The organism is Pseudomonas fluorescens, assembly GCF_902497875.1.
Lineage (GTDB): Bacteria > Pseudomonadota > Gammaproteobacteria > Pseudomonadales > Pseudomonadaceae > Aquipseudomonas > Aquipseudomonas fluorescens_BR.
In genome coordinates this window covers 172583-185911 of the sequence record NZ_CABVHY010000001.1, presented here as the reverse complement: position 1 = coordinate 185911, position 13329 = coordinate 172583, and the positions used below count along the sequence as shown (strand labels likewise).

8 protein-coding genes and 3 pseudogenes are annotated in these 13329 nt (G+C 58.3%); 4 read left to right on the top strand and 7 right to left on the bottom strand.

Annotated features, from left to right (window positions below; genetic code table 11):
• Positions 1-208: 208 nt before the first annotated feature.
• From F8N85_RS00825 to F8N85_RS00800, 6 genes and pseudogenes are all read right to left on the bottom strand, one after another.
• Entirely contained in the window at positions 209-466 is a 258-nt protein-coding gene (locus tag F8N85_RS00825) for a hypothetical protein (protein ID WP_150801797.1), read from the bottom strand.
• Positions 463-2085, bottom strand: a complete 1623-nt coding sequence (locus tag F8N85_RS00820; RefSeq protein ID WP_150801796.1) for a S8 family serine peptidase — start codon at positions 2083-2085, stop codon at positions 463-465. Before F8N85_RS00820 ends, F8N85_RS00825 begins: the two co-directional genes overlap by 4 nt.
• 252 nt (positions 2086-2337) lie before the next feature.
• Entirely contained in the window at positions 2338-4797 is a 2460-nt protein-coding gene (locus F8N85_RS00815) for a TonB-dependent siderophore receptor (protein ID WP_150801795.1), read from the bottom strand.
• 96 nt (positions 4798-4893) lie between these two features.
• Positions 4894-5850, bottom strand: a complete 957-nt coding sequence (locus F8N85_RS00810; RefSeq protein WP_150801794.1) for a FecR domain-containing protein — start codon at positions 5848-5850, stop codon at positions 4894-4896.
• Positions 5837-6352 (bottom strand): sigma-70 family RNA polymerase sigma factor, encoded by a 516-nt coding sequence (locus tag F8N85_RS00805; RefSeq protein ID WP_150801793.1) that lies wholly within the window; start codon positions 6350-6352, stop codon positions 5837-5839. The genes F8N85_RS00810 and F8N85_RS00805 overlap by 14 nt, the downstream gene beginning before the upstream one ends.
• Before the next feature lie 281 nt (positions 6353-6633).
• Positions 6634-7467 (bottom strand): annotated as a pseudogene (locus tag F8N85_RS00800) (CaiB/BaiF CoA transferase family protein); the annotation flags it as partial.
• On the opposite strand from F8N85_RS00800, the pseudogene F8N85_RS00795 reads away from it, so the two are divergent.
• From F8N85_RS00795 to F8N85_RS00780, 4 genes and pseudogenes are all read left to right on the top strand, one after another.
• Positions 7460-7630, top strand: a pseudogene (locus tag F8N85_RS00795) (acyl-CoA dehydrogenase family protein); the annotation flags it as partial. The pseudogenes F8N85_RS00800 and F8N85_RS00795 overlap by 8 nt on opposite strands.
• 62 nt (positions 7631-7692) lie before the next feature.
• Positions 7693-8548, top strand: a pseudogene (locus tag F8N85_RS00790) (MFS transporter).
• A gap of 285 nt (positions 8549-8833) precedes the next feature.
• Entirely contained in the window at positions 8834-10084 is a 1251-nt protein-coding gene (locus F8N85_RS00785) for an aspartate aminotransferase family protein (RefSeq protein ID WP_150801792.1), read from the top strand.
• A gap of 91 nt (positions 10085-10175) precedes the next feature.
• A complete protein-coding gene (locus F8N85_RS00780) occupies positions 10176-11855 on the top strand; it encodes a thiamine pyrophosphate-binding protein (protein ID WP_150801791.1) in 1680 nt (559 codons plus the stop codon).
• A 108-nt stretch (positions 11856-11963) separates the two neighbouring features.
• Here the strand turns inward: F8N85_RS00780 and F8N85_RS00775 are convergent, their stop codons facing one another.
• A complete protein-coding gene (locus F8N85_RS00775) occupies positions 11964-13316 on the bottom strand; it encodes an SLC13 family permease (RefSeq protein ID WP_150801790.1) in 1353 nt (450 codons plus the stop codon).
• Positions 13317-13329 lie beyond the last annotated feature (13 nt).

Genomic DNA, 13329 nt, shown 5'->3' with positions numbered 1-13329 from the left:
ACTCCCGAACACTGTGTTCGTTAGTTCCGTGATTTGCTTGGGAACGTTCAGGTTTTCAAATTACGACTTGAGGAGGGGTAGCATCGTTTGGAATTGTGGAGGCGTAACACCCACTAGCGCGGGATTTGCATTTTTACACCACTAACTGAACGGTTTGATCGGACATAATCCCTCCCTGGATGTTTATCAGGCGCAGCGCGTCGTCATTTCATTTCATTTCAGCCAGTTTCTCGCGAAGTTTATTCAAGTTTGTGGCGGGTTTGCGGATTTCGGCGTAGGTGGGAAAAGTCAGCTGCCACTGCGCATCACCAGCAATGAGGGACAGCAGTTGTTCGTCGACTTGAGCTTCGAAAAGGTTAGTGGCCCTGCAGACAAGGTCTGCGCCACCCAGCTTGCGCCGCAGACGCGACTCAGCGTCTTTTTGCTCTGAAGGAGGGCCCTTGTAGGTCAATACCACGCTAGTCATTTCAGTACTCCGAAACCTTCGTAGTCGTTACTCCAACCGACCTTCCTTGTCGCCCCAAAAAGCATTTTTATGATGGCGTCTGTACGTTCTGGCCCACGTGCCATAGCCAGGATATCGGGGTGTTTCGACAACAGACGCGCCGCCATGCCGCTGGTGAACGGCGTCGCCATTGAGGTACCTGACATAATAGCATAGAGCCCTTTTGGGAACGTCGAGATCACCGCTACCCCTACCCCGATGAAGTCCGTTTCTCTCCCATAGTTAGAGAACTGAGCAACGAACTCATTACCTCTTCTGAGCGGGCTTTCATGATTCACCTCAGGCGAGTCGGCGGGATACGTTCCATAGCGTCCCAGCGCTCCCACCGCCAACGCATGGGCATAGCGAGCCGGATACCGAATCAACGGCTCTCCATCGTTCCCTGTCGCGGCAAAGACAACCATGCCAGCATTACGCGCCTGCGCCAGTAAATCCGACACCTCAGGCATGGCTTCAAGACTTCCCATGCTGATGTTCAGCACATCGCACCCATCTGCTATCGCCCGCTCAATCGCGGCAGCTATCTCGATCGACCTGGCCCGTCCCCGATTTCCTGTCTTGGGGCACACCCGATATGCAAACAGACGGCAAGCTGGCGCAAGCCCATATACCTCTGTCCCGGGTAACTTCTTGGCCGCTATGGTGCCTGCGACATGAGTGCCGTGCCCAAGGCCATTATCCAGGAAGTCAGCGGTGTCTTCGCCCAGTACCAGGCAAGCACCTGCGGCCACGTCCAACGCTTCGTGCGGGCCCACTCCACAATCTATGACGCCGACACTGACATTCGCGCCGGCATCCTCCTCATAAGCAGCGTAATGGGTGAACAGGCCAAAAACATAAGGGATCAGTGGCTGCAGCTGAATGCTCACACGCTTTGGTGCTGCCGTTCGCTCAAAACCGGAAACGAACACCGACCAGTGGGTGTGCTCAGGTTCGACGATGATCAGTTCGATTTTTGGATAGATGATAGGGATCGAAAAAAGGGCGATTCCGTCGCTGTCGGACTCGGCGCTGACATGGGTGCCATCCCAGTTTACAAGCGCTCGAACGCTAACCTTTGCCACCGGCTTGCCTTGCGCATCTGTAAGGCGCACTTCGAAGCGTTTGCCCCTCATGCCCTCGACAACCTGTACAGCGAAAGCATCCAGCTCATCGCCCATTGGCCGAATGTACTGCGGATAGAGCCATGTTGCAGAGGACACTTTCAATCCAGGTGAGTTGCTGCGCATTGCCATGAGCGCGGAGGCGTTCGCTTTAACGGCCATCGACCCATCGAACTGGTGAAGCAAGTCCATCTTGGGTGCCGCCCTCCTTCCTCCTCTGGCGAAAGCTGCGGCACCGTTACCAAGCCCCAGAATCGAAGCCGCCTGTACTTCAGGACTATCTGCCGTGCCTTGCGCGGGCAAACGCACAACGACGACATCAGAGAACTTGTCCTCTTCAATTGTACGTGCCCGACGAAGCCGTTTCACGAGCTGCTCAAGCTGCCCGCGCTCTGCAAAATCCGCATCACCGCTGAGAACATCACGCGAATGCACGACGCTTGGCTTGGCCGTACCGGCCTTACGCTTGACAGGCATGTCGCACAACCTCCACTTCCCTAGAGTTGAGATTCAGATGACCTGAGACTAGCACGTACCTGTGCACTCGAATGTGACGCTCTCGCCTGCACCTTTAGCGGTGCCCGATCAAACTTATGCCAACGCTCCATGCCTTGCGCAGCAAGCCAACCGACAGCCAAATTGACTTATCCCGACTTGGTGGAGCAGCCCCTATCGGCCGCACCGAATACCAACACAAGGCCCACTGAGCAACCTCGTGCTGGTGGCGGGTCAGAATGTCCCGCGCAGGGTCACAGCGACGTTGCGTGGGTCGCCGTAGTAGTAACCGGTCGCGTTGGCGCCCACCTTCTTGTAGTAGTTCTTGTCGAAGATATTGTTGGCATTGAGTTGCAGCGAGTAGTGCTCGTTGAAGCGGTATCCCAGCAGCGTGTTGTAAACCGCATAACCGCTTTGCGTGGCTTTGGCAGTACCGGTACGCGAGTAGATGTCGCTTTGCGCATTCACGCCGCCGCCGACAGTCCAGGCGGCGTATTCGCCCGGCAAGCGATAGGTGGTGAACAGCTTCAGCTGGCGCTTGGGATCGGTCGAGCGCAGCACGTTGCCGGTGTTGCTGACAGTGTCTTTCAGGTACTCGGTAGTGGTGTAGGTATAGCCGCCGCTGACCTGCCAGCCAGGCAGCACTTCACCGGACACTTCCAGTTCGAAGCCGTCGCTGCGATTCTTGCCGGCGGCGATCTTGCAGTAGCCGGAGGCATAGTTGGGTGGGCATGGGTTGGGACCGCTCAGGTCGTCCAGCGGGTTGCCGACCTGGTTGATGCGGAACAGCGCTAGCGAGGTGTTCAACTTGCCCTCGTAAAACTCGCCCTTGATGCCCAGTTCATAAGCTTCGCCGGTGGTCGGGTCGAGTACCGAGCCGGTCACGTCGGTGGCGGTTTGCGGGTTGAAGATCTCGGTGTAACTGCCGTACACGCTGAAGTTCTTATTCAGGTCGTAGATCAACGCGGCATACGGCACGACCTCTTGATCGACACTGAACTTGCCTGAACTCTTGGTGTTGTTTTCCTGCTCGTAGTCGAACCAGTTCAGGCGCGCTCCGATAATTGCGGTCAGCGGGTCGGCCAAAGAGATGCGCCAGGTAGCGTGGGCCGCTTCCTGGGTGGTACGGGTCATCACCGGGCTGGCGGTGATGTTGATCGACGGTTCGGCGAGGGAGAATTTCGGGTCCCAGGTGCGGATGTCGTAGACGCCCGAGGGGGTGAAGTTGGTGGCCGAGGCGGTCGAGTCGTTACGGATACGTTCGACACCGAGCATCAGCTCATGCTCGCGACCGAGCAGGTCGAATTGGCCGTTGAGGGTGGCGCTGAGGTTGGTTTGTTCGCTTTCGCCGCCGTCACCCTCGGTGACCTGGTAGTTCATCAAGTACGGATTGGTGGTGCTGGCGCGGGTGAAGTAGGTCTGCTTGAAACCGTTGTCGTCCAGCCGAAAGTGCGTGCGGGTCCCCGACACTTTAAGCGTCCAGTCATTGTCGAAAATATGCTCCAGCTCGGCAAACGTCTGCAGATTGCTGCGGTTCCAGCGGTTCCAGTCGGCCCCCAGGTAAGTGCTGCGCGACAGGTCGAGCGGTGAGCCGTCGAAGTTTGCCGGCAGGCCGCCCCAGGACCCCGTGGCATCCAGTTTGGTGTACTCGATGCCGCTGGTGATCGTGGTGCGCTCGCCCAGGTCCGCCGCCAGCACGCCGTAGAAGACGTTCTTGCGTTCCATGCGGCTGTCCTGGAAGGAATCCTTATCGTCGTGCACCGCAATCATCCGGCCGCGGATGGCGCCGCTGTCGATAAGCGCGCCGGAGAGGTCGGCGACATAACGTTGCGAATCCCAGGAGCCGGCAGTGACCGTGGCCGAGCTCTGGAAGTCGCGGGTCGGACGCTTGCGCACCAGGTTCACGGTGCCCGACGGATTGCCCGCACCGCGCAGCATCCCGGTTGCGCCGCGCAAGATTTCGGCGCGGTCAATGATCGCCGCGTCGCTCTGGATGAACGCGCCGTTACCACTGCCCTGCACTACGGTGGCGCCGTCATACTGGATCGCATCGATCTGATAGCCGCGCGAATAGTAGGTAACCCGTTCGCTATCCACATAGTCGACGACGATGCCCGGGGTCTGCTCCATCATGGTCGTCAGGTTGGTGATGTTCTGGTCATCCAGGCGCTGGCGGGTCAGTACCGACACCGACTGCGGGGTATGGCGCAGGGTCTGGGGCATCTTGCCGATGGTTACCGCGCCGGTGGTGTAGGAGCCGGTGTTCTCGGTGGTTACGCCCAGGTGTTCGCCGGAGATGCTGGTGGCACCCAGTTCCAGTGCGTTGCCGCTGGCCGTCGCCGGCACCAGCAGGAAGCTGGTATCCGATGTTTGCTGGATCTGCACGTCGCTGCCTTGCAACAGTAGCGAGAGGGCCTGGGTACTGTCGTAGGTGCCCGATACGCCCGAGGTTTGCTTGCCTTGCAGGCTGGAGGCGTCGTAGGACAGGTTCAACCCGCCCTGACGCGCCAGCTGCTCGAGTGCCGCACTTAGTGGCCCGGCGGGAATGTTCCAGCGTTTCGCCTGTTGGGTCGCAGCGGCCTGCTCGGCATTGGCCAGCAGCGGCACGGCAGCGCTGACGATGGCCAGGCCGAACAGCGCGCAACGGATGGCACGTTGCAGCGGTTCGGGTTGAGCAATACTTGGGTGAATCATTCGGGGCTCCTAATGGGATAAGTCGCAGAGTTTTAGTCTTTATCCCTACAGGTCGAGCACGAATGCGAAACCACCTCATTTAGTTTTATAAATTTTTCAGGCGTGTGAAACGCTGACCCAATAGCGGGTGCGGTAATCGATCCGTATCGGCAACGCCTTGGCGATCAATGCCAAGATCTGGTCGGTATCGGCCAGTTGATAGGTGCCGAAGACTTTCAGCCCGGCGACCTCGTCAGTGCAGCGCAGCATGCCAGGGCGGTAGCGTGACAGTTCGGCGATGAATTCCCCCAGTGGCATCTGCTGCACGCTAAGTACGCCTTCGCTCCAGCCCCACGGGTCACCATGGCTGATGACCGGCCGAACCTGCCCGTTGGCAGTCAACAGCAGTTGTTCGCCGGGGCGGGCGATGCTCAATGTCTTGCCATTATCGCCCTGCAGTGTCACATCGCCCTGGCGCACCGCCAGAAATGTTCCTTCGGGGCGTTCGCGCACCAGCAGGCGCGAGTTCAGGGTTTGCAGCACGCCGTCGCGGGTGGTGACCCGGAACGGCCGAGGATCGGTGCCGGTGTCGATGGCCACCTCGCCCCGAACCAGGCTCAGGGCGCGCAGGTCGGTATCGAATCGCAGGTCGATGGCGCTCGCGGTATTGAGTTGGATCTGGCTGCCGTCATCGGTGTGGTAGGTGCGTCGCTCACCGGTGGCGGTGTGTTTTTCCGCCATCAGCGAGGACAGGCCGAGCTGATCGCGGCCGATCCAGCCCAGGCTGCTGGCGGCTGTGACAACGCCCAGCAGCTTGAGGCTGTCACGCCGGCTGATCCGCCGCCGTTGCGTACCTTCCAGGGTACGCCGGCTGAGGTCACGCGGCAGGCCGGCGAACTCTTCGCTCATGGCCTCGACATGGGCCCAGGCCAGGGCGTTATGCGGATGGCGCTCCAGCCAGCGACGGAAGTCCTGCTCGGTTTGTGTGCTGGGCTGGTTGTAGCGCAGTTGCACCAACCAGTCGATGGCCTGGTCGACGTGGGCCTGGCCCGGTGAAACTTCAGGATTGGGCATGACGCAACCGGTAACAGGTGGCCATGGCCTTGGCCAGATCACGCTCGACCGTGGCGCGGGAAATCCCCAGGTGCGTTGCGATCTTCGGGCAGCTCATGTCGTCGAGTTGAGCATGCAGGAAGACCTGGCGCACCCGTGGATTGAGTTGCATCAGCAACTGGTCGAGGCGCTCCAGAATGTCGAGTATGACCCAGCGCTGTTCTTCGGATGGCGCTTCGTTGGGCGGCATATGTGCCAGGCTTTCGAGGTAAGCCTGCTCGAGGGCGCGCCGCCGGAACTGATCGATCATCAGGCCGCGGGCGATGCTGCTCAGGTAGGCGCGCGGCTCCTTGAGCGGGTGCGCGTGGCGGGCCTTGAGCAGGCGCACGAAGGTGTCCTGGGCCAGATCCGCGGCATGCGCATGACAGCCTACACGGCGACGCAACCAGACGTTGAGCCAGGAATGATGGGAGCGATAGAGCAAGTCCACTTCAGCGGGGTTCAGCGTGTCACTCGTGTGCATCGGCGGCGGGACCCTGCGCGTGGGTTGTTATTGAAAATCGTTCTCATTCTATGCGCATAGTTGTACGGGATGCAATTGCAAATGTTTTTCATTTAGGCGCTGGCATCGAGCACCTGAAACCGGAGCAAGTCCTGTGACTGAGTCGAGTCGGGGTTTAGAAGCTCGCCTGCAGTTTCAGGCCGTGTACCGCTGCCGCTGAGTTTGAAGCCGGCCTTTCATGGCAGGCTCCATTCAGAAAGATTGACCCGACAGCACCTGATCGTGCTCGTGGTGACTCACATTCAGCGGTTGCCAAGCTGCTCGATCACACCTTGGGCCTTCAATTCGGCCAGGCGTCCATCATCGAGCCCCAATTGGCGCTTGAGCACTTCATCCGTGTGCTCACCCAGCATCGGCGCGGGACGCAGGTACTCTACCGGCGTGCCGGACAGCTTGATGGGGCTGCCTACCGTGACGAAGTCTGGCTTCAATGGGTGAGGAATATTCACCAGCATGTCGCGCGCCTTCACCTGCGGTTCGTCCAGTGCCTGGGCGATGCTGTTTATCGCGCCCACTGGCACGCCCTGCGGGTGAATCCGTTGCACCCACTCATCGGCACAGTCGCCAAGGAAATGTTGCGACAGAATCCTGATGATCTCCTCGCGGTGGGCCACCCGATCCGCGTTGCGGGCAAAGCGCGGGTCTTTGGGTAAATCAGGGAGACCAATGGCCCCGCACAGGGCGATGAACTGGCTGTCATTTCCGCAAGCGATGATGAAATCGCGATCATTGGCACGGAACACCTGATACGGAACGATGTTCGCGTGAGCGTTGCCATAACGCCCCGGCGGCTTCCCAGAGGCCAGATAGTTCTGGCTTTGGTTGCACAGCGTGGCAACCTGCACATCAAGCAAGGCCATGTCGACGTGCTGACCCAGGCCGGTTTTTTCGCGACTGAGCAATGCGGCCTGAATGGCGACGGTGGAGTAAAGCCCTGTCATCAGATCGGAGAACGCCACCCCCACTTTCTGTGGACCGCCCCCAGGTAGATCATCGCGTTCGCCGGTGATACTCATCAGCCCGCCGATTCCCTGGATGATGAAGTCGTAGCCTGGCTCGGCAGCACGCGGGCCGGTCGCCGACCGCTGCGTACAGATTTATGGTGGCGCCGGCTATGTGAGCGAATATGCCATCGAGCGCTTCTATCGGGATGTTCGCCTGTTCCGCATTTATGAAGGCACCAACCAGATCCAGCAGCTGGTCATCGCCCGAAACATGATCCGCGACGCTCAAGGCTGAGGCCACGGGCTTTCAATTTACGTCTCAAGTCCCCTCCCCCATAAATACAATAAGGTAACGCTATGGACGCTGCTGCTCAGGCGAGTGCGACTACGCACGCCAAAACCAGTACCTGGGTGCTGGTCTTCATCTTCTGCTTTCTTGGATTGTTGATCGACGGTGCCGATCTGATGCTGCTTTCCTACAGCCTCAGCAGCCTGAAGACTGAATTTGGCCTGAGCAACGTCGAAGCCGGCAGCCTGGATCAACGCTCAAGCCGAGCGTGCCAAGAAGAAAATCGAGGGCATCCAAAAGCCATCCTCCGAAAAGCGCGAGAGCATGTACAAGCTGATCTTCGGTGATCCGCAGGCTCGCCGGATGTTTATCTTCTGGGCCCTGACTGCCGGCTTTCTGCAGTTCGGCTACTACGGTGTGAACAACTGGATGCCGACGTATCTGGAAAGCGAGCTGGGCATGAACCTCAAATCCATGACCGGCTACATGGTCGGCACCTACACCGCCATGATCCTTGGCAAGATTCTCGCCGGCCTGGCGGCAGACCGTATCGGTCGCCGTACCGTGTTCGCCTTCGGTGCCTTGGGAACTGCGGTATTCCTACCGGTGATCGTGCTGTTTCAAAGCCCGGAAAACATCCTGTGGATGCTGGTGGTGTTCGGCTTTTTGTATGGCATTCCTTACGGTGTGAACGCCACCTACATGACTGAAAGCTTCGAGGCCAAATTCCGCGGATCCGCCGTAGGCGGCGCCTAAAACATCGGGCGCCTGGGCGCAGCAATTGCTCCGGCAGCTATCGGCTTCCTCGCCTCTCACGGCTCGATAGGCGTGGGTTTCCTGGTCATGGGTGCAGCCTACTTCATCTGCGGCGTGATCCCGGCGCTGTTTATCAAGGACAAACAGTTCGACCCACAGAAACAATAGAACCTGAGGGACGTTGAAAAACAGACAGAAAAATGGACTTCAAACCGCTGTGTTGAGACTTCAGGAGTTTACGGAATGACGCTGTCATTTCTTTTCGCTTGTCGTGACCAATCATTCCTCGCTTACATAGAAAAAAACCTGTGCAGCGAGGAATACCCCAATGCCAATGCGTGTCACAAAAAAGGGCCAATGGACGGCACCCATCAGCTTGACATTTTCAGCGTCGACATTCGATAAAGATCAGAACGGGAACACATCGGCACTGGTTATGGAGAACCGGCTGTCATGACCCAGTCCTCCATCAGTGAGTCCATAGCCATCGTCCATCCCATCACCTTGAATCGCGGCGTAAACGCAGAGGTATGGGACACTGAAGGCAAGCGCTACATCGATTTCGTCGGTGGGATTGGCGTCCTGAACCTCGGCCATTGCAATCCACGAGTGGTCGAGGCCGTTTGCAACCAAGCCTCCAGGCTGACCCATTACGCGTTCAATGCCGCGCCGCATGCTCCCTACAAGCAATTGATGGCACGCCTGGCGGAGTTCATTCCCGTCACCTATCCGGTTAGCGGCATGCTGACCAACAGTGGTGCCGAGGCTGCCGAGAACGCCCTGAAAATTGTCCGGGCGGCGACCGGCCGTACTGCGGTCATTGCGTTCGATGGCGGTTTTCACGGACGAACGCTTGCCACGCTGAATCTTAACGGCAAGGTAGCTCCTTATAAGCAGAAAGTCGGTGCGTTACCAGGCCCTGTTTACCACCTGCCTTACCCCAGCGAAGATAGTGGTGTCACTTCGCAAGAAGCGCTGAAAGCCCTGGATCGCCTGTTCAGCGTAGAGATCGACGTTAGTGAAGTCGCTTGTTTCATTTTGGAACCCGTGCAGGGCGAGGGAGGATTCCTCGCCCTCGACCCTCAGTTCGCGCAAGCGTTACGCAGGTTCTGCGACGACAAGGGCATCTTGCTGATTGTCGATGAAATCCAGTCCGGATTCGGCCGTACGGGGCAGCGCTTTGCATTTACCCGGCTGGGTATCGAACCCGATTTAATCCTGCTGGGCAAAAGCATTGCCGGCGGCCTTCCACTGGGAGCGGTAGTCGGTAAAAAGCACCTGCTCGACATCTTGCCAAAAGGCGGCTTGGGTGGGACTTACTCAGGTAACCCGATTGCCTGCGCAGCTGCGCTCGCCACACTGGATGAGATGACCGACACCAATCTTTCTGCCTGGGGCGAAAATCAAGAAAAGGCAATCGTTAGCCGGTATCTGGCGTGGCAGCAAAAGAAGCTCTCGCCTTATCTCGGAAAATTGACCGGTGTGGGCGCCATGAGAGGTATCGAGTTGATGACTCCTGAAGGATCGCCAGCGACTTCGGTGCTTGCCCAGCTGCTGGGGAGTGCCAGACAAAACGGTCTGCTTTTGATGCCTAGCGGGAGATCCCGCCACATCATTCGACTGCTGCCACCGCTGACTATCGAACCTGAAATCCTGAACGAAGGCCTCGACATTTTTGAGAGCTGCCTGGCAGAAATTCGCTAAATACAGGATCGACCGGAGGACTGCACCGGACCGAGCCAGAATATCAACGACTCAACTCTTTACACCGCACTATCCGACTCAGGAGATAACAATGAATAAAACCATTTCTCGTCGTAGTGGAGGTCAGATTCTGGTGGATGCATTACGCATCCATGGCGTTAAAAGAGCCTTCTGTGTTCCGGGAGAAAGCTACCTCGCGGTTCTCGATGCATTGCATGACGTTCAGGAAGAAATCGATCTGGTGGTATGCCGTCAAGAAGGTGGTGCGGCCTATATGGCGGAAGCCTACGCAAAACTCACTGGTGAACCAGGCATCTGCTTCGTTACCCGAGGCCCGGGCGCGACAAATGCCTCTATTGGTGTTCACACTGCGTTCCAGGACTCGTCGCCCATGATTCTGTTCATCGGCCAGGTCGCTCGCGATCAACACTATCGCGAAGCCTTTCAGGAAGTTGATTTTCGTCAGATGTTTGGCCCGTTGGCGAAATGGGTCGTGCAGATAGACGACGCACGCCGAATCCCGGAGCTGATCAGTCAGGCGTTCCATCGTGCGGTCAATGGCAGACCCGGGCCTGTTGTAGTCGCTTTGCCAGAAGACATGTTGACCGAAATGGCAGAAGTGGCCGATGCGGGGCCATTCAAACATGTTTTGATGACACCCGCAGTCGAGCAAATGAGCGCAATGCAGCAACTGCTGAAGCAGTCCGAGCGCCCATTGATGGTGCTGGGTGGCAGTGGCTGGGATGCCGGGTCAGTGCACGACATTCAGCTTTTCGCTGAACAGCAGAACCTCCCGGTAGCAGCCTCTTTTCGCTGCCAGGACCTGTTCGACAATCGACATCCGAACTATGTCGGCGATCTCGGATTCGCCGCATCCGCCCAACTGTCTTCAGCGGTCAAGGACGCCGATCTGCTACTGGTAGTGGGCTCCCGAATGGGAGAGGTCTCGACAGGCGGATACGCTGCTTTGGATATCCCCATCCCCAAACAACAATTGATCCATGTTCATCAAGGTATCGAAGAGTTGGGACGCGTCTACCAGCCAGCGCTGGCGATTAACAGCAGTATGTCGAGCTTCGCAGCCATGGCCGCCCGGCTTGCGCCCACCCCGTCACAACGTCACCGTGAATGGACGCGCGCGCTGAACGATCACTATCAAGGTAACCTGGAATGCCCCGCCTCCCCTGGCGATGTTCAACTGGGCGAAATCATTGGCTGGCTGAATCGGCGGCTACCCGATGACGCCATCCTCACCAATGGTGCCGGTAACTACGCCGTCTGGCTGCAACGCTTTTATCAGTATCGCCACTACCGCACCCAGCTCGGCCCAACCAACGGCTCCATGGGCTACGGTGTTCCTGCTGCAGTGTCCGCGAAACTGACCTGTCCGGACCGAGTGGTGGTTTCGTTCTCAGGGGATGGCTGCTTCTTGATGAATGGTCAGGAGCTGGCTACGGCAGCGCAATATGGTGCCAAGGTGATTTTCGTGGTGATCAACAACGGCATGTACGGAACAATCAGAATGCACCAGGAGCGCAACTACCCAGGACGGGTTTCAGGGACTGAATTGCTTAACCCGGATTTCGCGGCACTTGCCCAAGCCTATGGACTCCATGGCGAGGTGGTAACAACGACGTCGGAATTTGCACCCGCGTTTGAACGCTGCCTTGAGATGTCCCGGCCATCCTTGATTGAAGTCAGAGTCGATCCTGAAGCATTGACTCCTCGACTTAGCCTGACTCAGATCAGAGAGCAATCAAGCAAAAAGTAGACCGCAACAAATCCTCCCTTATGGGCGCCTGATCACGACTGACAAGGCGCCCTTTTTTTGAAAGCAAGTCTAGGTTATGAGGTCGCTGATCAGGCCTGACCCGATGGTTCAAAGCACCCCGGGCACCACCAGGGTCAACCAGGCAACACAGGGTCCCACCAGGGCAATCACCGCGCTGTAGATCAGCAGGCTGCGCAACACTTTTTCTCGCTCCTGCAGGGGTGTATTGGCAACCACCAGCGCGCCATTGGTGGAGAACGGGCTGGTGTCGACGATGGTGGTGGAAATGGCGATGGCCGCGACCACGCCGACCGCACTGATGTGGCCCTGGCTCAAGAATGGCACGGCCAGGGGAATGATCACCCCCAGCAACGCCGTGGACGAGGCGAAGGACGAGATAATTGCGGCGGTGAAGCACAGCAGCAAAGCCACCAGCAGCGGCTCACCCAAGCCGGAGATGCCATGGGCGACATAGTCGATGGTACCGATGGTCTGCATCACTCCGATGTAAGTGATGATCCCGGTGATCAGCAGTACAGTCGACCAACTGACCTTGTCGATGGCCGCCTTCTGCGCCGTAGGCGCGAACATGGCCAAGACCACCGCGACCGTCATGGCCACCAAGCCGATATTGAACTTGAACACTAATGCCGAGATCGCCAGGGCCAACAGCCCGACCAGCGTCGACAGCTTGGCCCAGTCCAGGCCGCTGGCGGTCTGTAGCGGCGCACCGGCGCCCGTCAGGTCAGCGCGGTGATAAGCCGGGGAAGCCGGCGTACCGCCGTGGCCAAGAATGGCCAGCGATGCACCAGCAGCATGCAACTCGAGACCGGGCGAGGCCGGCACCAGTGACAGGCGAGCGCTGCGCAAACCACCGAAGACTACGAATACCACCATGGCAATCCCCAGGTTGAACAGCAGGCTGGTGATGAACAGAGTGAACGGTGCATAAGGCAGCCCGGAGGACGCAACGATCTGATTGGTTATGCCACCGAAAATACTCACAGGCGAGAAGCTGCCGCCTTGGGCGCCGTGAATCACCATCAGCCCCATGAGCACCGGGTTGATGCGGTACTGCACGGCGAAGTTGAGCGCGATAGGCGCAAGGATCGCTGCCACCGCAGGGCTCAGCGCACCGAAACCGGTGAGCAGCGCCGCCACCACGAACATCACCCAAGGTATCCAGGCGACATGGCCACGCACCATCAACACTGCCCGTTCGATCAGCCAGTCGATGGTGCCATTGTTCTGGGCGATGCCGAACAAATAGGTGACACCGACCAACGTCAGGAACAGGTCACTGGGAAAACCGGCGAAGATGGTCGCCGCTGTCATGTCCATTATCACCGAACCGACGATAAAGGCCGCCGCGAACGCCAGCGCGCCCATGTTGATGGGCAACACGCTGGCGATGCCGAAAATGACCACCAGTACTAAAATCGACAGAATCTCATTATTCATTTCAATCTGACTC

Bases quoted from the DNA above. Each gene is read 5' to 3' on its own strand.
- F8N85_RS00780 (WP_150801791.1), top strand. From the start codon at position 10,176: ATGAATAAAACCATTTCTCGTCGTAGTGGAGGTCAGATTCTGGTGGAT.
- F8N85_RS00815 (WP_150801795.1), bottom strand. From the start codon at position 4,797: ATGATTCACCCAAGTATTGCTCAACCCGAACCGCTGCAACGTGCCATC.
- F8N85_RS00775 (WP_150801790.1), bottom strand. From the start codon at position 13,316: ATGAATAATGAGATTCTGTCGATTTTAGTACTGGTGGTCATTTTCGGC.
- F8N85_RS00820 (WP_150801796.1), bottom strand. From the start codon at position 2,085: ATGCCTGTCAAGCGTAAGGCCGGTACGGCCAAGCCAAGCGTCGTGCAT.
- F8N85_RS00785 (WP_150801792.1), top strand. From the start codon at position 8,834: ATGACCCAGTCCTCCATCAGTGAGTCCATAGCCATCGTCCATCCCATC.
- F8N85_RS00825 (WP_150801797.1), bottom strand. From the start codon at position 466: ATGACTAGCGTGGTATTGACCTACAAGGGCCCTCCTTCAGAGCAAAAA.
- F8N85_RS00805 (WP_150801793.1), bottom strand. From the start codon at position 6,352: ATGCACACGAGTGACACGCTGAACCCCGCTGAAGTGGACTTGCTCTAT.
- F8N85_RS00810 (WP_150801794.1), bottom strand. From the start codon at position 5,850: ATGCCCAATCCTGAAGTTTCACCGGGCCAGGCCCACGTCGACCAGGCC.